This is a genomic window from Winogradskyella poriferorum (assembly GCF_050618035.1).
Classification (GTDB): Bacteria; Bacteroidota; Bacteroidia; order Flavobacteriales; family Flavobacteriaceae; genus Winogradskyella; species Winogradskyella poriferorum_A.
Window position 1 is genome coordinate 480,285 of the sequence record NZ_JBODPY010000001.1, and the last position, 22,932, is coordinate 503,216.

General features: G+C 34.1%; 17 protein-coding genes. 3 read left to right on the top strand and 14 right to left on the bottom strand.

From position 1 onward, the window contains the following. Positions 1-6: 6 nt before the first annotated feature. The 3 genes from ACRHOC_RS02100 to uvrC all read right to left on the bottom strand — a co-directional run bounded on the left by ACRHOC_RS02100 (position 7) and on the right by uvrC (position 5,403). A complete protein-coding gene (locus tag ACRHOC_RS02100) occupies positions 7-1,164 on the bottom strand; it encodes a homogentisate 1,2-dioxygenase (protein WP_431156853.1) in 1,158 nt (385 codons plus the stop codon). Positions 1,165-1,341: 177 nt separating this feature from the next. Continuing rightward, complete coding sequence (locus ACRHOC_RS02105) at positions 1,342-3,546, bottom strand: patatin-like phospholipase family protein (RefSeq protein ID WP_431157440.1); 2,205 nt, start codon at positions 3,544-3,546, stop codon at positions 1,342-1,344. 63 nt (positions 3,547-3,609) lie between these two features. Beyond that, positions 3,610-5,403 (bottom strand): excinuclease ABC subunit UvrC, encoded by a 1,794-nt coding sequence (gene uvrC / locus ACRHOC_RS02110; protein ID WP_431156854.1) that lies wholly within the window; start codon positions 5,401-5,403, stop codon positions 3,610-3,612. Between the two features lie 109 nt (positions 5,404-5,512). On the opposite strand from uvrC, the gene rimK reads away from it, so the two are divergent. From rimK to ACRHOC_RS02125, 3 genes are read left to right on the top strand one after another with little or no spacing between them, the layout of a single operon-like run. Beyond that, positions 5,513-6,388, top strand: coding sequence for a 30S ribosomal protein S6--L-glutamate ligase (gene rimK, locus ACRHOC_RS02115; protein WP_431156855.1), 876 nt, complete (start codon positions 5,513-5,515; stop codon positions 6,386-6,388). Between the two features lie 35 nt (positions 6,389-6,423). Further along, entirely contained in the window at positions 6,424-7,392 is a 969-nt protein-coding gene (locus ACRHOC_RS02120) for a succinylglutamate desuccinylase/aspartoacylase family protein (protein ID WP_431156856.1), read from the top strand. Further along, positions 7,389-7,958, top strand: a complete 570-nt coding sequence (locus ACRHOC_RS02125; protein ID WP_431156857.1) for a 5-formyltetrahydrofolate cyclo-ligase — start codon at positions 7,389-7,391, stop codon at positions 7,956-7,958. The genes ACRHOC_RS02120 and ACRHOC_RS02125 overlap by 4 nt, the downstream gene beginning before the upstream one ends. Before the next feature lie 8 nt (positions 7,959-7,966). Here ACRHOC_RS02125 and ACRHOC_RS02130 read toward each other — a convergent pair whose 3' ends face one another. The 11 genes from ACRHOC_RS02130 to ACRHOC_RS02180 all read right to left on the bottom strand — a co-directional run bounded on the left by ACRHOC_RS02130 (position 7,967) and on the right by ACRHOC_RS02180 (position 22,893). Further along, positions 7,967-8,965 carry a cellulase family glycosylhydrolase gene (locus tag ACRHOC_RS02130; RefSeq protein WP_431156858.1) on the bottom strand — a complete coding sequence of 333 codons (999 nt, stop codon included), beginning with the start codon at positions 8,963-8,965 and terminating at the stop codon, positions 7,967-7,969. A gap of 11 nt (positions 8,966-8,976) precedes the next feature. Then, a complete protein-coding gene (locus ACRHOC_RS02135) occupies positions 8,977-9,606 on the bottom strand; it encodes a lipoprotein signal peptidase (RefSeq protein WP_431156859.1) in 630 nt (209 codons plus the stop codon). Between the two features lie 25 nt (positions 9,607-9,631). Then, a complete protein-coding gene (locus ACRHOC_RS02140) occupies positions 9,632-10,192 on the bottom strand; it encodes a hypothetical protein (protein WP_431156860.1) in 561 nt (186 codons plus the stop codon). 131 nt (positions 10,193-10,323) lie between these two features. Next, entirely contained in the window at positions 10,324-10,707 is a 384-nt protein-coding gene (locus ACRHOC_RS02145) for a TraR/DksA family transcriptional regulator (protein ID WP_431156861.1), read from the bottom strand. Between the two features lie 5 nt (positions 10,708-10,712). Beyond that, entirely contained in the window at positions 10,713-14,117 is a 3,405-nt protein-coding gene (gene ileS, locus ACRHOC_RS02150) for an isoleucine--tRNA ligase (protein WP_431156862.1), read from the bottom strand. 186 nt (positions 14,118-14,303) lie between these two features. After that, positions 14,304-14,882, bottom strand: a complete 579-nt coding sequence (locus tag ACRHOC_RS02155; protein ID WP_431156863.1) for a Crp/Fnr family transcriptional regulator — start codon at positions 14,880-14,882, stop codon at positions 14,304-14,306. Between the two features lie 179 nt (positions 14,883-15,061). Further along, on the bottom strand, positions 15,062-18,670 hold the full coding sequence (locus ACRHOC_RS02160) for a LamG-like jellyroll fold domain-containing protein (protein WP_431156864.1): 3,609 nt from the start codon (positions 18,668-18,670) through the stop codon (positions 15,062-15,064). A gap of 260 nt (positions 18,671-18,930) precedes the next feature. After that, the gene (radA, locus tag ACRHOC_RS02165) at positions 18,931-20,289 is read right to left on the bottom strand and encodes a DNA repair protein RadA (protein WP_431156865.1); all 1,359 of its coding nucleotides are present in this window, start codon (positions 20,287-20,289) and stop codon (positions 18,931-18,933) included. 49 nt (positions 20,290-20,338) lie between these two features. Next, complete coding sequence (locus ACRHOC_RS02170) at positions 20,339-20,491, bottom strand: hypothetical protein (RefSeq protein WP_431156866.1); 153 nt, start codon at positions 20,489-20,491, stop codon at positions 20,339-20,341. Further along, complete coding sequence (locus ACRHOC_RS02175; protein WP_431156867.1) at positions 20,478-21,665, bottom strand: alpha/beta hydrolase; 1,188 nt, start codon at positions 21,663-21,665, stop codon at positions 20,478-20,480. The genes ACRHOC_RS02170 and ACRHOC_RS02175 overlap by 14 nt, the downstream gene beginning before the upstream one ends. Positions 21,666-21,744: 79 nt before the next feature. Next, entirely contained in the window at positions 21,745-22,893 is a 1,149-nt protein-coding gene (locus ACRHOC_RS02180) for an alpha/beta hydrolase (RefSeq protein WP_431156868.1), read from the bottom strand. Positions 22,894-22,932 lie beyond the last annotated feature (39 nt).

Genomic DNA, 22,932 nt, shown 5'->3' on the forward strand with positions numbered 1-22,932 from the left:
TTTAATTTATTCTAACCAAGACTTGTAGTAATCACCATCAGCAATTTTAAGGGCTTCTTCGGTGACCTTTAAAGGCTTAAAGGTATCGACCATTACTGCAAGCTCGTCTGTTTTTACCTTACCAATACTCCGCTCCATTGCTCCTGGATGTGGCCCATGAGGAATACCTGCAGGATGAAGGGATATATGACCGGCTTCTATGTCATTTCTGCTCATAAAATCGCCATCTACATAATACAACACCTCATCACTATCTATATTACTATGGTTGTATGGTGCTGGTACAGCAAGTGGATGATAATCATACAATCGAGGGACAAAACTACAGACCACAAATGCATCTGTTTCAAAAGTCTGATGTACTGGTGGTGGTTGATGCACTCTCCCGGTAATTGGTTCAAAATCGTGAATTGAAAATGCATATGGATAATTATAACCGTCGTAACCAATAACGTCAAACGGATGTGAAGCGTAGACCATTTCTATAATCTCATCTTGTTTTTTAATCTTTATTAAAAAATCTCCAGATTCGTTATAGGTCTCCAACTCATTTGGCTGTCTTATATCACGTTCACAAAATGGTGAATGTTCTAACAATTGCCCAAACCAATTACGATAGCGCTTTGGAGTATATATAGGCCTGTAAGATTCAACGATAAATAATCTGTTATCCTCAGTATCAAAATCAATCTTGTAAATAATCCCTCGAGGAACTAATAGATAATCACCATATTTAAAATCTAAATTGCCGAGATGGGTTCTTAATTTACCTGTTCCTCGATGCACAAAGATCAATTCATCGGCATCAGTGTTTTTATAGAAATAATCTTTTGTTGATTGTCTAGGAGCTGCCAAAATGATATTACAATCGGAGTTTGTTAAAACCACTTTACGACTGTCTAAAAAATCATTCTCTTGCTCTACTTTAAAGCCATGTAAACGATAAGATTGTATGTTGTTGTTCTTTGCAATCTTTGGTGCTACACTATACTGCGCTCTTATTTCTTTAACTTGTGTAGGACGTTGTTCATGGTAACTATTAGTTGACATGCCATCGAATCCAATTGTTCCAAACAATTGTTCGTAATAAAAGTCTCCGTTTGGTTTTTTGAATTGTGTATGTCGTTTAGGTGGAATTTCACCGAGTTTATGATAAAAAGGCATTTCTTTTTAATTTAAATATTGAATAAATAATACCCAGAAATTGAGTAATACTAAACTGTTTTAAAGGTACAAAAAATGCGTAGCTATTCTGGATTTCTCTTAATTAGAAAGTGTAAGTGAAGTTTAATATCTGCCCAGAATGGTCTCATAATTAATTCAAAGTTGAGAATTTTTAAACTAAAACCAAAATCCTAGATTAAAAAACCAATACGAATTCCCTGTTTCTGGTGAATAGGTGAATTTACCTTCTAACGGCCCTAAAAAGGTTTCTAAGGAATAACCTAGAGCATATCCAGTAAAATCTGGAGCAGAAAGCCAGTTACCAGATTCAAAAAGGCCATTCTCTACATTAGCATAATTGGCAGCTAATAATAAATGGTGGTTATTGAAAAGCTCATAATCGAATGTAAAACAAGCTTTAACAAAGCTATCACCTGTAATGTCCAAATAGTCATAACCGTAAAACGAAAAGAAATTATTGATAAAATTTCTTCCGTAGCCACCTAAGGCAAAGTTCAATGAATTTGTGCTTTCATCACCAATTTTAAATCCTCCGTGTGTTTCTATTTTCATGGCAGCCTTGTCAGTAAAACTAAAAGCATAACCAATATCTGCTTTAGCAATCGAAAAGGGTGCAAAATCAGAATTAAAATCTGATGCTCCAAGGTACCAATGGAAATCTCCATTAAAGTAAAAACCACTTTTAGGGTAATAAGGATTGTCATAATCATCAAATACCAAATTACCATAAACACTATAGTAATCGGTGTTCTCAAAGGTAATTTCATCTTCTTGATTCTCCTCTAAAAGTGTTTCGGATGTAATTTTTAAACGTTTGTACTCTCCTCCTAGCCGTAAAGCAAAGTCTTTTCTAAATATTGTTTGTAAATAAATCTGGTTTGTAAAATCATTGAGGTCTACATCAATTTTGTTAAGCGAATTTAATAACGGTGAATCTTCATCTAAGGCTAAGGCTGGGTTGACACCTTTACTAAAATGATTAAACCTAGATTTTACTCCTATACTGATATAAAAACCTTTATCTATAAAATAATCAAAATTATATCTAGAATTATCTCCTAAGATAAAATCTAAGGATGCCAAATCGTTTTTAAACAACAATTGCTGTTTTGTGATATTGGCCAAAGCGGCACTTTTATAAAGACCGTCATAATGAACACCAAGTTTTAAAAATGTTGTGATTTCAGATTCTTTTATCTCTCCTTTTAGTTGAAAGGTTGAGTCTTGTTCTGTGGCTTCTAGACGATATCGAAATGTATCAAAGTTATTTGTTGCTATTAAATTGTTTATCCCTTTTTTAAACTTATCGTAGCTTATTTTTTCATAATCCTTTAATCTCAATTTTCCTAACATGTAGGATCTAGTAAATCTCTTTTTCCCATCAATGCTTACATTAGATATTCTTAAACTGTCCAAAGGACTTATTGATGGTCGAGATATCGATGTTTTCTTTTTCTGTTTAACTTCTACAAGTTCAGAAAGCTTATTTGTAGCGGCAATCTCACCATTTTCTATGATATCGCGCCCCTCATCAAATGAAATAACCGAAAAATTGGTAATATCTGGTTTTATGTAAATGTCTGTTAAAGGCGCTTTATCCTTCATGGCATTGATAGTGCGGAAATTATTAATCTGAATTAATATTTCTGGAGCTGATTTTAAAGATTCTCTGTCCTTTAGCGCATCTTGAACATCAACACCAATTATAACATCCATACCTCTAGCTCGAAGTTCTTCAACCGGGAAGTTGTTTGTTACGCCACCATCAATTAATATGCGATCATCAATAACTACAGGTTGAAATAAAGATGGTAATGCGCCACTCGCTGTAACCACTTCAGCTAAATTGCCCTTGTCCATTACCAGTGATTCTCCTGTTTCTATATCAGTTGCAATACAAAAAAATGGAATAGGTAATTCCTTAAAATCCCTAACCTCATTAACAGGAAGCATTAATTGATATAAAAGATTATAAACATTTTGCCCTCGTGAAAGGCCTGAAGGTAAGCTGATACTAAATTTATCAAATGGTAAACTTACAGCATACTTTTCCGCATTTTCCCTTTCATAGAAGGTCTTAGAAGAGCGTTCGAACTCATCATTAATGAGAACATTAAAATCTTGACTATTAAAAAAAGCTTCTAATTGCTTACCCGAATACCCAGTGGCATATAGCGAGCCTATAATTGCACCCATGCTCGTGCCTGCGACATAGTCTACCTTTAGACCCAAACTATCGATCACTTTTAAAACACCAATATGCGCAAACCCTTTTGCACCACCACCACTTAAAACAAGACCTACCTTTGGTTCATCTTCCTCTTGAGCTGTTAAATTTTGACCGCATACAACACCTAACATCAAAACAATTATGATGATTCTTTTTCTAATTCTATTATTATATTTTGTGTTTGTTATCAAGTTTTAATCCTTGTGGTAATAGTTATATATTTTATTCGCTCTTGACACTCCAACAACTTCTTCCAATTCATCGAGTTTAGCATTGGCAATTCGCTTTACCGTTTTAAAATGCTTCATAAGCTCAATTATTGTCTGCTCACCTACACCAGAAATATTTTCAAGCTCTGTAGTAAGTGCGTTTTTACTTCTTCTATTCCTGTGATGCTCTATACCGAAACGGTGGGCTTCATTACGTAATTGTTGAATAATTTTGAGCGTTTCACTTTTTTTGTCTAAATATAACGGAATTGGATCATCCGGATAAAACAATTCCTCTAATCGTTTCGCAATGCCAATAATCGCAATTTTACCTCGTAACCCTAAGAGATCTAAACTCTTTAGAGCAGATGATAATTGACCTTTACCACCATCAATTATAATCAGTTGTGGCAACGGTTCATCTTCTTCTAATAGTCGTTTGTAACGCCTATGTACCACTTCTTCCATTGAAGCAAAATCATCTGGACCTTCAACTGTTTTAATATTAAAATGTCTATAATCCTTTTTACTTGGCTTACCGTTTTTAAAGACAACACAAGCTGCAACTGGGTTTGTTCCTTGAATATTAGAGTTGTCAAAACATTCTATATGCCTTGGCTCTACAGACAATCTTAAATCGGCTTTCATTTGCGCCATGATTCGATTTGCATGCCTATCTGGATCAACAATTTTAATCTGCTTCAATTTATCCATGCGATAGTACATTGCATTTCTCTTGGAGAGATCTACAATACTTTTCTTATCACCCAATTTTGGAACAGTCACTTTTATAGCTTCACCCAAATCAACTTGAAAGGGCACATATATTTCTTTTGAATTTGAATTGAATCTTTGACGAATCTCAGTAATGGCAAGTTCTAACAAATCCTTATCAGACTCCTCTAGTTTCTTCTTCATTTCTAAGGTATGTGATCTTATAATAGACCCATAACTCAATTGCAGAAAATTAACATAAGCATAAGTCTCATCGCTAACGATTGAGAATACATCAACATTACTAATCTTAGGATTTACAACTGTTGATTTTGACTGGTAATTTTCAAGAATTTCTAGCTTCTCTTTGATTTTCTGTGCGTCTTCAAATTGCATGTTTTGGGCATACAATTTCATCTGCTTTCTAAACTGTTGTAATGAGTCTTTAAAATTACCTTTAAGTATTTCCCTTATCGCCTTTATATTAGCGTGGTACTCTTCTTCCGTTTCTCTTCCTTCACAAGCACCTTTACAATTTCCCAAATGAAATTCTAAACACACCTTGTACTTGCCAGCTTCAATCTTTGCTTCTGACAGGTCATAATTACAAGTACGTAATTGATATAACCCCTTAATTAAGCCTAACAAGGTTTTCACGGTTTTCATACTTGTATAGGGTCCAAAATATTCGGAGCCATCCTTAAAAACACGTCTTGTTGGGAATATGCGCGGGTATCTCTCATTCTTAACACAGATCCAAGGATAAGACTTATCATCCTTAAGCATAACATTATACTTCGGTTGATATTTTTTTATGAGGTTATTCTCTAATAAAAGGGCATCATTTTCGGTCTCTACTACAATGTGCTTAATAGACACTATATTCTTTACTAAAACTCTAGTTTTTCCATATTCGTGATTCTTAGTAAAATAACTACTCACCCTTTTTTTGATATCCTTGGCTTTTCCCACGTAAATAAGTCGTTCTTCCTTATCAAAATATTGGTATACCCCAGGTTGATGCGGCAGGGTCTTTATTTGTATATCTAGCGCTGTTTCGGACATTGATTCAAAGGTATAAAAAGTAACGTGTTATAAGTACTTAAAGTTTATGAATAGCATAAATTTGATGAACTCCAATTACTTGATTAACTTTAGCACTTTAAGCGCTACTATGAACATCGTTATTCTATCTAGAAACGAAAATTTATACTCCACAAGACGTCTTATCGAAGAAGGTGAAAATAGAGGTCATGAAATTGAAGTCATTGACCCCTTAAAGTGTGATATTATAATTGAGCGTGAGAAGCCGACCATATATTACAAGGACAGATATTTAGATTATGTGGATGCTATTATCCCAAGGATTGGAGCTTCAGTTACTTTTTTTGGTTGTGCGGTGGTAAGGCAATTTGAAATGATGAATATTTTTACAACCGTTACTTCAGATGCCATTATTAGGAGTCGCGATAAGCTTAGAAGTTTTCAACGCCTTTCAAAAGCAGGTATTGGTATGCCTAAAACTGTATTTACAAACTATTCTAGAGATGTAGAAGAGGTACTTAATCATGTTGGTGGCCCTCCTGTGATTATAAAATTACTTGAAGGCACCCAAGGATTAGGCGTTGTTTTAGCAGAGTCTAAAAATGCTGCAGAATCCGTTTTAGAAGCATTTAATGGATTACAGGCTAGAGCTCTAGTACAAGAATATATTCAAGAAGCCAAAGGCGCGGATTTAAGAGCCTTAATTGTTGATGGGCAAGTCATAGGTGCTATGAAAAGACAAGGTCGAGAAGGTGAGTTTAGATCTAATCTACATCGAGGCGGTAGTGCTAATTATATAAGGCTCTCCGAAGATGAACTTAAACTTGCTATTAAAGCTGCGCGTGCACTTAAACTGCCTGTATGTGGTGTCGATATGCTTCAATCTGATCGTGGACCTCTTATAATGGAAGTAAATTCTACACCAGGCTTAGAGGGTATTGAAACTGCCACTCAAAAAAATATTGCTAAAGCAATAATAACTTTTATAGAGCGAAATAGACGATAAATGATTAATTAAACACTTGTAAAAAGTGGATTAATATGAGTGATAAGGAAGTACTAGATATTTTAGGTGAAAAAGTTGAACTGGGCCAAAGTGCTAAGGTGAGTTTTAACGTTGCCAAACTACATACTCAAAATAGGATTGATGTCCCAGTAATTATCGAACGATCTAAAAAACCTGGCCCAACTGTTCTGGTAACAGCTGGCATACATGGTGATGAAATAAATGGTGTTGAAATTGTTAGGCAAATTATATCTAAAGGTATAAATAAGCCCAAAAAAGGAACCATTATTTGTATACCAGTAATTAATGTTTTTGGATTCATTCATTTAGATCGTGAGTTTCCTGATGGTCGCGATTTAAATAGAGTTTTCCCTGGTGGTAAATCAGGTTCTCTTGCAAGTAGAGTAGCCAATAAGCTTATGACCGAAATTGTTCCTCATGCAGATTTAATTCTAGATTTTCATACAGGAGGTGCCGATCGCTTCAATGCTGCACAAGTAAGAATTGTAAAAAATGAAGTCATCCTAGATGAGCTTGCTGAAGTTTTTGGAGCACCAGTAATTTTCTATTCTAAAAATCTTAATAAGTCATTTAGAAGTAGTTGCTATAAACTTGGTATACCTATGCTTTTATTTGAAGGTGGGAAATCTTTCAGTATCGATAAAACTGTTACAAATACAGGTGTTAATGGTATTAAACGCGTGTTGAATCATTTGGATATGCTCAGTAATAAATTTAAGGTGTCTAAGCCTAAAAAAAATGCAATTAAGATATTAGAGAGTAAATGGATTAGAGCAAATCATTCTGGTATGTTTAAGTCTAATGTGTCTGTAAATACATTTATTAATAAAGATGATGTATTAGGCCATATCACAGACCCTTATGGAAGTTTTAATCAATTTGTAAAAGCACCAAACGACGGTTACATCTTCAACGTTAATGAATCACCAATTATTTATCAAGGGGATGCAATATTTCATATCTCGACAAAAATTGAGTCTTGACAAAACAACAGTTACGAAAAAAATACAAAGAATTAAGGCTTAACTGGTCAATTGAAGAAATTGATGAAGCTAGCCTTAAAATTGCTAATCAACTACTAAATATTCCTATTTGGAGCTACAACTATTATCATACCTTCTTACCTATTGAAGAGCAAAAAGAAGTAAACACAGAATATCTACTGAACATTTTAGCTGGCAAAGACAAAAACATTATTATTCCCAAAAGTAATTTTAAGGATTTTTCAATGAGCCACTATCTTCTTACTGACAACACAATACTTAAAAAAAACCCATACAAAATACCTGAACCGGTCAATGGTATTCCCGTTGAAACCAAACTTATTGATGTTGTTTTTGTGCCTCTTTTAGTTTACGATTTAAAAGGAAATAGAATTGGATATGGCAAAGGATTTTATGATCGGTTTTTAGCCTTATGTAAGCCCGAAACATTAAAAATAGGATTATCTTTTTTCGAGCCTGAATCTGAAATCATCACAACAAACGAGGAGGACATAATTCTAGATTATTGTATTACTCCAAACAGAATCTATACTTTTACAAAGTAATCTAGATTTTACCTAGGCCTTAATGCTATTTCATTATATAAACTGCCCCAATTATTATTATTGTTATCATTGGGTTCTCCATTTGTAGTTAGTAATGCATCTTGATCTGTTTCATCATACTTCCAAAGCCATGCTGCAAATGAAATATTTTGTGCATGTAATAAATTAAGAAGGTACCCTGGATTCATCAGTACTCCACTATTTACAGGAGCCACTTCTCCAAAAAACAAGGGTAGGCTTGCCTCATTTAAAGCATTGATACGTTCATTTAGATTTATATCTGAGTCTAACAACCATTTTTCATAGGCATGTATATCATAAAGCACATTATTCTTGTTAACCAAGAAGTTTGAACCAACATTTAACAACACACTTTCATCTTGCCCTTGTTCTGCACAAGGAACAACTATAATATTATCATTTCCGGTAGACCTAATTACAGCATAAAGTTCATTCATAATCGATGTCCAAGAGCTATCCGTATAACCATCTGCTCTATCGAACCTAAAAGGTTCATTCCACAACTCAATCCATACATCCGATTGATCTTTAAATTGATTAGCCCATAATTCTAGCTTTGATTTAAAGTCTAACCAATACGCCGTTTGCGTCGGAAACTTCCCCGTAAATAAATTTTCTTGAGTCCCATCCCAACCAAAAGGACATAAAATAGTGACAAGATTATTTGCTCTATTATCGTCTACAATAGATTGCAGGGAATGCAAAAACTGACCATTAGAATCTAAAATTGGAGAACCTGTCAGCGGATTTTCGTTCACATTACCAACAAACTCCCGAGCAATATTTAAATTCCATGACACCATATCTGCACTGCCAACAGCAAAAGAATGTAAGGCATTTGCACCTACCAACTGAACAGGATTTCCCTCATACAAGATAGAACTACCATGAATCCGATAGATACCTTCATTAGATGGAATACCTTCGTCATTATCACATGAGAGTAATAAGCAAAAGAGAATAATAAGGATTAAGTAGTTTTTCATAAAATGAACAACTAAGATTTCTTCTTTTCTATAAAGGCACTTTTATTAAACACTATTAATATACCTATTCCTATGCTAATTGCAACATCTGCAATGTTAAAAACAGGATCGAAAAATGAAAAGTACGTCCCACCTATAAAAGGTATTCCTTCTGGCAAAATCCCAGACCAAATAGGAAAATGAAACATATCAACCACTTTGCCATGAAATATATCTGCATAACCACCTTCATTGGGTAAAAATGAAGCAACATCAACTAGGCTGTCACTGAAAAAAACACCATAAAAAACAGAATCTAAAATATTACCTAGTGCACCAGCGAAAATAATGGCTATTGCAAATGTTAGAACTCTTGATTTTTGTTTTTTTAGAACATCTAATAGCCAAAATGCAATTCCTGTTACGGCAAAAATTCTAAAAAGTGTAAGTATTAGCTTTGCACTCCGATCTGAAATTGCTGGAATAAAATCACTCAATTTAGTACCCCAAGCCATCCCATCATTTTCTACAAATACAATTTTAAACCATGAGAAAATAGTTACATCTTCATTTAAAATAAAATTTGTCTTTATATAGACTTTACTTAGCTGGTCAAGTAATAGTATCATAACAATAACTAATATGGTGTTTCTTTTAGACATTAATTGATTATTCGAAATTTATAAATTATTCCATTTTACTTACAGAAATATTCCCGTTTACTGTTTTTAAATTAAAGGTTGACCTTGGATTTGTAAATTGAGCTAATTCTAACTCACCATTACTCGAATTAGCATTAATCCTAGCATTCCTTGTCCTCACCACAATACTGCCATTAATTGTACTTACGTTAGCCTCACTCACCTCTCCCAGGATCTTAAAGTATCCTTCTTGCAGTCTTATATCTAAAGCATCAAATTTACCTTTTAGTGTAACATTGGATATATCACTGATAACATTCAGATTGAGTTTTTCTGGAACTTTTAGAATTAACTTTGCCGCAACAATTTTATGCGCATTTCTTTTATCATCTTTAATAAACGCATAACTGTATTGTTCTAATTTAAGATTGATCTTATTGCCAACAACAGCACTTACAACCTGAAACTCATTCTCATATTCCCCATCAACTATAGATTCAAAAGAAATATACTTAGTTGCAACAGTTTCAATATCAATCTGAAAAATTTCATTGCCCTCGATATTAATTTCAGTTATAGCTGTGGCATCAATCTCTTTATAGTTCATATTCTGAGCTGATAATTCACCTAGAATGCAGAGTAAAAAAAAAGCTTTGAAACTAAAATTCCAAAGCTTTATGATGTTATACCTATTCAAATGTCTATATCATTTAAACAAATTCCATTTTTAATAGGAACTTATTTTTGCATATTCTTAGCTTCGATACTTAATGTAGCATGAGGAACCAATTTAAGACGTTCCTTTTTTATCAGCTTACCAGTAACACGACAAACGCCATAGGTTTTGTTCTCTATGCGTATCATAGCATTCTTTAAATCTCTTATGAATTTTTCTTGGCGAATTGCTAAAGCAGAATTAGCTTCCTTACTCATCGTAGCACTGCCTTCCTCAAATGCTTTAAAAGTTGGAGAAGTATCATCCGTACCATTATTATGGTCGTTCATGTAAGCACTTTTAATAAGCTCTAAATCGTGCTCTGCTTTATCTATTTTCTCTTGGATTAAAACTCTAAACTCTTCTAAGTCTTTATCCGAGTATCTGTTTGTAGTTTCTGCTGCCATCTTAATTAATGTTTTTTGATAAATAACTTTGTATTTACATCATCAAATGAAATTTCAATACCGTCATTTACTATGTCTTTAATTTGTAATTCTTCTGTTAAGGTTTCAGATTTAATATAGGCTTCATTAGATGCAATTGCCTCGGCAATATTTTCATCGTTCTGAAGTTGAACATCAATCCTATCTGTTACCTCAAATCCAGAATCTTTCCTCAAATTCTGAATTCTATTAACTAGTTCTCTCGCAATACCTTCTCTCTTCAATTCTTCGTTAACTGTAACGTCTAGAGCCACTGTAAGGCCACCATCGTTAGCAACTAACCAACCTTCAATATCTTGAGAAGTTATCTCAACATCCTCTAATCCTAATGTAATATTTTTTCCGTTAATTTCAAGCTCAATTGAACCATTCTGTTCAATTTTTTTGATGTCATCCGAATCAAATTTTCCTATTTCGCTAGAAATGAACTTCATATCCTTTCCAAATCGTGGACCTAATACCTTAAAATTAGGCTTAATTTGTTTCACGAGTATATCTGATGCATCTTCTAAAAGCTCAATTTCCTTAATATTTACTTCGTGCTTAATTAAGTTAGAAACGGCTTCAATTTCCTCTTTTTGAGAAGTATTGTCAACAGGTATCATAATCTTCTGAAGTGGTTGACGCACCTTTATTTTTTGTTTTGCCCTTAACGACAGTACTAAAGATGATATTGTTTGAGCATTTTCCATTTTACGCTCCAATAGCTTATCAATTGAATTCTTATCTGCTACTGGGAATTCTGCCAAATGCACACTCTCAAAACTCTCCTTATTTGTAATTGAATTTAGATCCAAATACAATCTTTCCATAAAAAATGGGGCAATAGGTGCACCTAATTTTGCTACGGTAATCATACATGTGTAAAGCGTCTGATAAGCCGAAATTTTATCGGTTTGATAGTCGCCTTTCCAAAACCGTCTTCTACTAAGTCTCACATACCAATTACTTAGATAATCTTGAGTAAAATCTGAGATTGCACGTGCAGCCTTGGTTGGCTCATAATCTGCATAGTAATCATCAACCTTCTCGATTAATGTATTTAATTCAGATAATATCCAACGATCCAACTCTGGTCTTTGGTCTAATGGAATCTCTTCCTCAGAATAGCTAAAGCCATCTAAATTTGTATAAAGGCTAAAGAAAGAATACGTATTGTAAAGTGTTCCGAAAAATTTACGCTTAATTTCTTCGACACCTTCAATGTCAAACTTTAAGTTGTCCCATGGATTTGCATTGCTAATCATATACCAACGTGTAGCATCTGCCCCATGATTGGCCAATGTTTCAAAAGGATCTACTGCATTACCTAAACGTTTGGACATTTTTTGTCCATTCTTATCAAGGACAAGTCCATTTGAAACTACATTTTTATACGCGACAGAATCGAAAACCATTGTTCCTATGGCGTGTAGGGTGTAAAACCATCCACGTGTTTGATCAACACCTTCAGCAATAAAATCAGCGGGAAACGCTTCGTTCTTATCTATCAAATCATTATTCTCAAAAGGGTAATGCCATTGTGCATAAGGCATAGAGCCTGAATCAAACCAAACATCAATTAAATCACTTTCGCGCTTCATTGGTTGCCCAGAAGGAGAGACAAGAATAATCTTATCGACAACGTTTTTATGAAGGTCTATTTTATCATAATTTTCCTCTGACATATCACCAATCTCAAAATCCGCAAAAATATCTTCGGTCATGAAGCCTGCATCTACAGCACGCTGAATTTCTGCTTTTAATTCATCAACCGATCCAATACACAACTGCTCTTTCCCATCTTCTGTTCTCCATATTGGTAACGGAATTCCCCAAAATCGAGATCGTGATAAATTCCAGTCGTTAGCGTTAGCCAACCAATTTCCAAAACGCCCTTCACCAGTTGATTTTGGTTTCCAGTTAATAGACCTATTTAGCTCATGCATTCTATCCTTAACATCAGTGACTTTGATAAACCATGAGTCTAGCGGATAATAAAGTATTGGTTTATCAGTTCTCCAACAGTTTGGATAGCTATGCTTATATTTTTCGACTTTAAATGCCTTATTTTCTGTTTTCAATTTAATGGCGAGCTCTACATCAACAGACTTATCTGGTGCTTGACCATCATCATAATATTCATTTTTGACATACTTCCCAGCCAATTCTCCCAGTTCTGGTCTAAAGCGTCCTTGTAAATCTACAAGCGGAACGAGATTTCCGTTGTCATCTTTTACAAGCATTGGTGGAATTTCAGGTATTGCTTGTTTAGCAACCAAAGCATCGTCTGCTCCAAATGTTGGAGCAGTATGTACAATCCCTGTACCATCCTCAGTCGTTACAAAGTCTCCAGAAATTATTCTAAATGCATTTTGAGCATTTTCATAAGGTAAAGCATAATCTAAGAGTTGCTCATAGGTGATCCCTACTAAATCTTTACCCTTAAATTCCTTAACTACATAAAATGGTATTTTTTTATCACCATTTTTGTATTCTAATAACTCCGATTTGCTTTCAACTTGATTGAATTTTCCATCAAATTGCTTATTTACTAAACTCTTTGCTAATACTACATTAATCGGCTTGAAAGTATACTGATTATAAGTTTCTACTAAAACATAATCAATCTTAGGCCCAACCGTTAAAGCAGTATTACTTGGCAAGGTCCATGGTGTTGTTGTCCATGCTAAAAAATAAATATCACCCTCATTTTGAAGAAACTCTGGAAGTGAGCTTTCGTTCGCCTTAAACTGGGTAACAACTGTTGTATCTGTAACATCTTGATAAGTTCCTGGTTGATTTAACTCATGTGAACTTAAGCCAGTTCCTGCTTTTGGAGAATATGGTTGAATGGTATATCCTTTATACAGTAAATTTTTACCATAAATCTGTTTGAGCAACCACCAAACACTTTCCATGTACTTGGACTTGTAGGTTACATATGGATCGTCCATATCTACCCAGTAGCCCATTTTTCTTGTGAGATCATTCCAAATATCAGTATATCGCATTACGGCTTTTTTACAAGCCTCGTTATACTCTTCGATACTAATCTTAGTACCAATATCTTCTTTGGTTATCCCTAATTCTTTTTCTACACCTAATTCTACAGGTAATCCATGTGTATCCCAGCCCGCTTTGCGCTTAACCTGATACCCTTTCATGGTTTTATACCTTGGGAATATATCTTTTATTGCACGTGCTAAAACGTGATGAACTCCAGGCAAACCATTAGCTGACGGTGGACCTTCAAAAAATACATATGGTTCCTTACCTTCTCGAGTAGTTACACTTTTTTCAAAGATGTTATTCTCTTCCCAGTAATCATTAATTTCTTCTGCGACTTTAGGTAAGTTAAGCCCTTTATATTCAGGGAACTTTGTGTTCATTTCTATCTATATTCTTTAGGAACCGCGAAATTAAGAATTTCTATCTAAAGGATTGATTTTTAAATAAAAAAAAGCAAACCGTGGGAGTTTGCTTTTTTTAGTTAGGGCTATTAATTAATCTTGTTTGTAAAAAATTAACCTCAAAACAAATGTAGACCGAATAAATCATCTATAAATTAACATAGGTTAATCTGTCTTTAAGGTTTTTCTAATTCTGCTAAGTTGAACAGGAGAAATATTTAAATATGAGGCTATTTGATATTGCGGTATTAATTTTTCAATATTTGGTATCCTTTCAATTAGTTTTAAATACCGCTCTGTTGCATTGAGCGCCATTTCTTCTAATTGCTTCAGTTCGTAAATCGTAAAAACTTCTTCCATGATACGATTGTAGAGATTACTAACTTTAACATTAGTCTTAGTTACCTCATTAAACTCTTGAAAATCTATTTCAAAAATGACTGAATCAACTAAAGCCTCATAACAAAATAGAGATGGTTTGTTCTTTATTAAAGAAGAGAATGCACCAATAAAATTTAAAGGTGTAAAAATATTTTTTGTGATTTCTTTACCAGATTCTAAGGTACTATAAGCACGCATTAAACCGGTTAACACTAGAGCAACTTTACTGGTTTTACTTCCTTGCTCAACAATACTCTCCCCAGCTTTAAGCTTTTTGATTTTACCTAAATCTTGGAGAATAGCATATGTAGTTTCATCAACATGGAATTTTGATTTTAAAAAATCATAGTTAGGGTCATCCATGAATGTATAGTTAATAATTCTCAGCGAATAACTGCAATTATTCAGCCTATTACAAATTTATTCCGTGAAAATAGTGTTAAAAATGTTAACATGTCAATTCTTTCATAAAATGATGATTTAATCAAAGAAAATACGCACAAAAACTTCATTTTTTGTACCTCTCCTAATTAACTTAACTTTTATTTTACAATGAATTTTTTTGTGAACTGAGTATTATCATCTGTAATCACCTGAACAATATAGGTTCCAGTCGCAAGACTATTAAGCTGGTATTCGCTATACGAACCAGGATACATCGAATTAGTCCCATATACTGTTTGTCCCAACATATTGGTAACTGCTATATTTGAAAGTTCTCTACCATTTGGATTCATTATGACGATTTTCTTTCTACTCATTGCATAGTAGATAGTCAAGTCTTCTACACTATCCTCAATATCCGAAAGTGTCTGTGACTGCTCAGAGAAAACTACCTCAAATCTACCACTATGTTTTCCAGCTTCAGAACTGAAAGCATAAGGTTGTTCGCCTCTAAGATCATGATACTCTCCTGTGAGATTATCTTTAAGATAGATTTCTTGATCCTCAGCTATATTTTCTGTTTCAGTTAATGCGATTTCATAATTATAATCTCCAGAGGAATTTAGCACCATAGGAATAATCTTATCATCGGTAATAGCACTATAAGCCTGAATGGTCATTGCCTCCTCTCCAAAAGAGAGATTGATATCGTCATCACCTACGCCCATATTTTTAGCATCATAACCATAATCAAACGCTTCGGATGTAAAATCACTAAACCCTAACAACAGTTCACGTCTCGCTTCAGGGCCATCAACCGATGTAAACTCAAGTCGTATGGTCTGCATCTCTTGTTCATTTTCTGACGATGACTTTCCTCCGCTAACACCATTTTTGAAAAAAATTGACCCATTATTATATGTGCCATCGTGATCAGACTCCTTTATGAACAGTCTTTGGCCATTATTAAATCGTATCTGACCATCAGCAATTACCTCAACCATAAATCCTTGGCCTACTGGTAAGTATCTGGATGGCTTCTTAGTACCATCTTGACTTCCATTATTTGCACCATTAAATCCAACAAATTGGTAGGCTCTCACCGAACCAGTCTTATTAACCTGAGCATAACCTCCATCATACTCATCTAGATAATGAGACGTACCGCTCCACTGTTGCCATAGCTGAATAGTTCCTTCTATGATACCAGCATTATCATCTATAAACTGATGAATATCTAATGCTGAAGCATATGGATTGCCTAGTAGATAATCAGTTTTTGAAACTCCTGATACGGAACCATTTCCTCCTGTATCGACCACATCGACCAAGATCGTTCCATTATTTGGTTTTCCTTCAAACAAATATTGTTGTTCACTACCAACTCCTGTTCCTTTTTGAGTATAACCAGTCCCAGGCTGTAAAGCACTATTTTGGTTGATGGACGACCAAGAATTGTAATTTATTCCATTGATATAGGTATAAAGCCAATATCTACTAATCTTACCCGCTTCGTGAAGTGCATTTGTAAATTCAAAACTAGATCCATCTGACTTTTTAAGCATCCCAAGATTATAGGTACTATTATTAGTGTTATTGCTTGTTGTATTATTGTCTGAAAGTGATGATGCACCAAGGCTACCAATTGGTGAGCCCCAGTAATTATACCAGTAGTGGCTTGAAGTACCTTCTTGTCGTCTTTTAATTTTACCATCTGATGATGTTACCAAATCACTTCTAGAACCCTGGATAAGTTGTGAATCACCCATAAGATCTAATGTACCGTTAAGCTCTAGATAATAGGTGTTCTCAATTTTATAATCTCCATTAACAACAAGTTCAGCACCTGAATCAATGATAAGTCCAAGATTTGTGTGAGAACTTGATGTAGTGATATTATCTTTTACCCTAACGATACTCCAGTCTTTATTACTAGAAATATCCTCAATATCCCAAACATTACCATGAGCCCAAGTACCCTCAGCACTCCAATCTCCATCATTAACAGTCTCATATGGCATTGGTGCCGTTTGTTGTTGCATCGAAGTGATATTGTGAAGCTTTGTTATTCTATCACTTTGAGAGAAATCAGTTGTTCTCTCATAAGAAATAATGTCTGTCATTGGATAATAGGCTAATAAGGAACTCCATGAAATCTTTTGAGAATCCGTTTCGTCTTCAATGGCTTTAGGCACTGATTTTCCTTGTACATTCCCGGACCCTTCTTCAATCTCTTGATATACCATTTGCTGAATTTGCGAATCAGTAAGAGCTTCATCAAAAACTCTCACTTCATCAATGTCTCCTTTAAAGTATTGTCGGTTAGCAATTACGGCAGATGTTCGACCTACTTCAAAATTTCCATTAGCTGTCCCAGTGCTTTGAATTACAGCTCCGCTACCACCAACACTTCCTGAGTTAACTAATTCTCCATCTATATAGAGATTCAATTTACCCGTTGCACTTGTATAGGTTCCTGAAATATGATGCCATTCATCAAAATTTATGGCACTAGTTGAAAGGGTAACTGGCGAATTCCCAACAGTAGATATAGTAAAAGAAGGCACATTACCACTTTGCAACCATAATTTACATCCTGTATCTTCACCGCCAATCGTCATATTATTTGAATTACCTGAGTCTGATTTAACCCAAGCCATTATAGAAACCTGATTTTCACCATTAATAAATTCTGGTGTAGATAAATAATCATCTACGCCATCAAAATCGAGTCTAGATTCTACTAAAAAAGGATTAATCTCAATGTTAGCTCCACAGTTTTCTAAAATCAAATCCGTAGAAGACGGAATACTAACATCTAATAGTACATCGATATCTTCCGTACAAGATCCACAGCTCGAATCAAAACCTCCACCATCATCAACATCATAAAACATATGACCAGTTATTCCGCCTCCACTTGCTAATGCCGAATTTGTTCTTACTATTAAAACCGAATTTATGTCATCACCAACAACATTATCATTACTTAAATTTATATCATTGACCAACATGGTTCCATAATTATAGAAAGTAGCTGTCCCGAATGATAAATTACCATCCAACACAAACAATCCATTATTTGTATAGTCAGCATTTAATGACATATCACCTTGTACATAAAGCGAGCAATTATTAATCAAGGCACTAGATCCTCCAGAGGATAAAGACCCAACAACTTCTAAGATCCCACAATTAGCAAACTCACTAGAAACACTTGCATCAGACTGAACTTTAACTTTACTACCATTAAAGTTTACCATTTTTGAATTACCTCCTAATTGCAACTCATCTCCTATATTAAAAATACCACTATTGTATATTATAGACTGTCCTGCTGGATTAAACGTTCCAGGAATATCTATTTCTCCAGTTGTATAAACATAAACCTCAGTGTTGTTTATTGATGGATTTAATGGAAATGCCAAGGTCCCTTCAACATAAACTGTTGCACCATTTATACTCGAAATATTACCAGAATAGGTTACACCAGAGGCAACATATAAGGTTCCTTTGAAACCTGTGGTAGCAATCGTATCACTATTATCTGCAAGGATACATACAGTATCCGAATTGTTAACGGTTGATGGCGGACTAATAGGATTACTAGTACTATCAAACCAACCAGATGAAGTATAAGTATATGTACATGAAGGTATAGACGGTGGGTTAAATGAGTAGGACTCGCACGTCTGTGCTTCAATTTTTTGAGTTATAATTTGCTGACAAAGGATCACAGCAAATAGGAACAGTAAATTTGGTTTCATAATTATTAACTGTTAGGACATTATAATTATGTACTCAAATTTTGCTTTAGAACAGGATTTAATTAAAAAGATTAATCCAACTGAGGGAAATAAAAGGAGGGATAGGGCTAATCACTAATACAATAGTAAGCTAATACAACTGACCTGACAAGAAAACAGAGATTTTTTTTCGTTTAAATGCTTAAATTTATCGACAAAGTGCTTTTTGCAAAAGCTGAAGTGCAGTAAAATATCGTTTAAAAACACTGTATTTAAGGTAGTTACAGTATAATTTTAACTAAATCCTCGATTTTGGAAATCTTATGTATTCCTATTTGATACGAACTCTCTGGAAGTTTACTATACTTTGATATAAAAATAGCTTTAAACCCGAGTTTTTCAGCTTCTAATATGCGTTGTTCTATCCTCTGAACAGGTCTCATTTCACCTGATAATCCAATCTCTGCTGCAAAACAATAATCACTTTGAATTGGTATATCTTCATTAGAAGACAAAATCGCTACAATTACAGCTAGGTCTATAGCAGGATCATCCACTGTTATTCCACCCGTAATATTGAGAAAAACATCTTTTGCACCTAACCTAAAACCAGCACGTTTTTCTAAAATAGCCAAAAGCATATTTAGCCTTTTTGAATTAAATCCAGTAGTAGATCTTTGCGGTGTTCCATAAACTGCTGTACTTACTAATGCTTGTACTTCTATCATTATTGGCCTCATACCTTCTAAAGTGGCTGCAACTGCATGGCCAGAAAGTTGCTCGTCTTTTTGGGATATTAATAACTCGGAAGGGTTTGTAACTTCTCTTAATCCCGAACCTTGCATCTCGTATATCCCAAGCTCATTTGTAGAACCAAAACGGTTTTTATTAGCCCGTAATATTCTAAAAACATGGTTACGATCACCTTCAAATTGTAAAACGGTATCCACCATATGCTCCAGTATTTTTGGCCCAGCAATATTCCCATCTTTTGTAATATGACCTATCAACAAAACTGGCGTGGCAGTCTCCTTTGCAAATTTTATAAATTCAGTAGTACACTCTTTAATTTGCGAAATGCTACCTGCTGAGGACTCTATATAATCACTATGAAGTGTCTGAATTGAATCTATTATGATGATATCAGGTTGTAGGTTTTCAACCTGTTTAAATATATTCTGAGTTTTTGTTTCTGTTAGCATATAACAGTTATTTATTTCTGAACCTATACGTTCAGCCCTCATTTTTATTTGTTGCTGACTCTCCTCACCAGAAATGTAAAGCGTTTTATAAGGTATACTTAACGCCAATTGTAATAATAATGTACTCTTGCCAATCCCAGGTTCTCCACCCAATAATGTGACTGAACCTTTTACCATACCTCCGCCAAGTACCCTATTAAATTCAATGTTTTTTAAATCGAGCCTTTCGTCTGAAGATGCGTCAATCTCCTTAATCTTTAAAGGTTTCGATATTCGTTTAGGCTGTGAGTCATTGGTTTTCCAAGCTTTCTTGTCTGGCTTTTGTATGACCTCTTCTGTTATAGTATTCCATTGCTTACAAGACGTACATTGCCCTTGCCATTTTGGATACTGGGCACCACAGTTTTGACAAAAAAAAGATGTTTTTAATTTAGCCATATTAAAGAAAGACCATTGCCTTTAAAAGGAAAGCTAAAATAAAACAATTTTAATTTATGTCTTTAAACCAATTGAGGAAAGTGAGCAATTTTATAGCCGTCCATTTGGAAGCCGTTTTAGAACCTAAAACGTCTTTAATTTTTATAAATAATGCTTCAAAAAAATAATCTGTTGAAGGAGTTCGCTTTCTAGTTGTCTTCATCTTCTCCTCCTTCCTTTTCGTCATCATTGTCAGTGTCAACAACAGTTAATTCATCAATTTTTGAAAAAATAAAGTCTCTATTAATATGGCTTACATCGTTAAGTGTGAGCGCAGATTCATACAACTTTTTTGCCTTTTTTGTTTTGCCTATTTTCTCTGCATATTGGGCCAAGTAATATGTACCCAGAAGTGATTCTGGAGTTAATTTTTTCGCTAATTTCCCAATTTTCTCTAATGATTCAATATCATCACGCTTATCAGCTATTTCAACAACCTTCTTGAATTCTTCTTCCGTAATTTCCTTCTTTACCCCAAATAACTTTTCTATCTTTTTATATCTGTCAACAAGGTAAACATCTAAAGTACCTTCATACGGGAATACTTTTTCATTTAATTCTTTTTCTCTCAAAGGCTTATAAATTTCGAAGATTTTATCAAAAGATCTCGCGATTGCACTCGTTACAAGTGTGTAATGTGAATCACCGTCAAAATCATCAAAATAGTATGTTAAGTTAGAATTTTGAACCTTTGAAATGTCAGCGTCTGCATTAAGAACAACCTTTCTTATATAGGGCAAGTCTTTATCTGCCGTGGCCATATAATAAAATATATCATTGTCAAAAAACTCCAAACGTTCTCCTAAATAACTTCTAACTGTTCCTTGTAAATCAGGACTCAAACATACGTAAGCATTAAATGGAGGATTCTCCTTAAAAAGAAATGAATTAATAAAATTCCCCATTAAATCGTGGCCAACGGCTACTTTAAATTTACTTGTATTGTATTTAGTATCGAGATAGGGTAATAATTCCTCCAACACAAAATCATGAAATCTCAGACCAGATTCTTTGGGCAATCCACTGACCTCATCGCAATAACCATCAAAATTTCTTTCATCTGCTTGGACAACACCAACAACGATAGAACTAGGCATATCATCAAAATAGGTTTGAAATTCTAACTGACCCACAACTGGTTCAAAAAGATAATCACCATCAAAAACTATAATTAATGGATAAACTTGTTCTGACTCTGGACTGTATCCCTTGGGTAGTTTAATTTTTAATTCTCGTATCGAATTTAATTTAGACGACGCTATTTCATCATAAATGATTTGGGCAGATAATTGATAAAATAGAATAGAGAATAATACTATAAAAGTAGTCTTCTTCATTTAATTAAGTAGGTTTAGCTTTGGTCTACCAAACATACTAATTTATCGGTAAGTTGTAAATTTTTTTCGATGAAATACACTACTTTTTTAAAGCGTCTTGCGCTTCATACATTTTCTCTAGCATAATTTCCTTGTCAATATATTGAGATGGCTCCATTAATAATCCAGCCTTATATCTTAATAATGCCTTTTTATAATTACCTTCTTTTTCATTAACCATTCCCATATAATAAGCACTGAGCATTGAATTTGGAAATTCTTTTTTCACCAATTTAGCAAGGTTATCAAGTGATTCAAGATCATCACGCTTATTACAAGCAGCAGCAATTGCTCTAATATCATTTTCAATTAACTTCTTTTCAAAGCCATAAAAGAATTCAATATCCTCATATTTTTTAACCAGATACTCATAAGGTGACCCCTCATACGGTATAATCTTCTCCTTATATTCTTTACCGTTTATTGGTTTGTATAGTGAGAATATATGATTAAGCGCTTTGGGAATACCTCTTCCTACTAATGAGTAATGATTCGCATCTTCAAAACTATCGAAGTTATAACTGAGATTTTCATTAGTAATCAACTTTAACTTAGAATCGCTTTCATTAATTGATTGTTTCAAAAAGCTTATATCAGCATCAGCTGTTGCCAGATAATAGAATGTTTTCTGTTCAATATCTGTTAGGCGATCGTTAAGTCTTGTTGTCATCTCTGGTGCAAGATCAGGACTAAGTGCTACGTATGATCTAAATAGTGGTTTGTCCTTAAATAAAAAGTAGTTTAAAAAATTAGCGCTTAAATCATGCCCTATAATTATTCTAAAATTAGAGGTATTATATTCTTTTTCGATAAATTGGATGAGCTCCGAAGCCAAAAATTCATAAAAAGCTGCACCATCCTCAACCGGTAAAAAACTATCTTCATCATAGTAAAAATCATCCTCTCTTGTATTTGATTGATTTATACCCACTACGATACAATCCGGAATATCTTCCCAATAAGCTTGATAATCTATATTACCAGCCACAGGCTCAAAAAGATAGTCGCCATCCAAGACGACCACAAGTGGATAAGTTCGCTTGTTTTCTGGGTCATAATTACGTGGTAATTGAATTTTTAACTCTCTGGATTCCTGAAGTTTTTCAGATTCAATGGTCTTGTAAATGGCCTGAGCGCCTAAACCAAATGAAAAAAGGAGTACAATTAAAAAGGTATAATATTTATTCATCTAAAGCTTAAAATAATAGTCTAAGCAAGGTAAAAAATA

Excerpts from the sequence above, each read along its gene's own strand:
- ACRHOC_RS02100 (WP_431156853.1), bottom strand. The coding sequence starts at position 1,164 with ATGCCTTTTTATCATAAACTCGGTGAAATTCCACCTAAACGACATACA.
- ACRHOC_RS02105 (WP_431157440.1), bottom strand. The coding sequence starts at position 3,546 with ATGTTAGGTGTTGTATGCGGTCAAAATTTAACAGCTCAAGAGGAAGAT.
- uvrC (WP_431156854.1), bottom strand. The coding sequence starts at position 5,403 with ATGTCCGAAACAGCGCTAGATATACAAATAAAGACCCTGCCGCATCAA.
- rimK (WP_431156855.1), top strand. The coding sequence starts at position 5,513 with ATGAACATCGTTATTCTATCTAGAAACGAAAATTTATACTCCACAAGA.
- ACRHOC_RS02120 (WP_431156856.1), top strand. The coding sequence starts at position 6,424 with ATGAGTGATAAGGAAGTACTAGATATTTTAGGTGAAAAAGTTGAACTG.
- ACRHOC_RS02130 (WP_431156858.1), bottom strand. The coding sequence starts at position 8,965 with ATGAAAAACTACTTAATCCTTATTATTCTCTTTTGCTTATTACTCTCA.
- ACRHOC_RS02135 (WP_431156859.1), bottom strand. The coding sequence starts at position 9,606 with ATGTCTAAAAGAAACACCATATTAGTTATTGTTATGATACTATTACTT.
- ACRHOC_RS02140 (WP_431156860.1), bottom strand. The coding sequence starts at position 10,192 with ATGAACTATAAAGAGATTGATGCCACAGCTATAACTGAAATTAATATC.
- ACRHOC_RS02145 (WP_431156861.1), bottom strand. The coding sequence starts at position 10,707 with ATGGCAGCAGAAACTACAAACAGATACTCGGATAAAGACTTAGAAGAG.
- ileS (WP_431156862.1), bottom strand. The coding sequence starts at position 14,117 with ATGAACACAAAGTTCCCTGAATATAAAGGGCTTAACTTACCTAAAGTC.
- ACRHOC_RS02155 (WP_431156863.1), bottom strand. The coding sequence starts at position 14,882 with ATGGATGACCCTAACTATGATTTTTTAAAATCAAAATTCCATGTTGAT.
- ACRHOC_RS02160 (WP_431156864.1), bottom strand. The coding sequence starts at position 18,670 with ATGAAACCAAATTTACTGTTCCTATTTGCTGTGATCCTTTGTCAGCAA.
- radA (WP_431156865.1), bottom strand. The coding sequence starts at position 20,289 with ATGGCTAAATTAAAAACATCTTTTTTTTGTCAAAACTGTGGTGCCCAG.
- ACRHOC_RS02170 (WP_431156866.1), bottom strand. The coding sequence starts at position 20,491 with ATGAAGACAACTAGAAAGCGAACTCCTTCAACAGATTATTTTTTTGAA.
- ACRHOC_RS02175 (WP_431156867.1), bottom strand. The coding sequence starts at position 21,665 with ATGAAGAAGACTACTTTTATAGTATTATTCTCTATTCTATTTTATCAA.
- ACRHOC_RS02180 (WP_431156868.1), bottom strand. The coding sequence starts at position 22,893 with ATGAATAAATATTATACCTTTTTAATTGTACTCCTTTTTTCATTTGGT.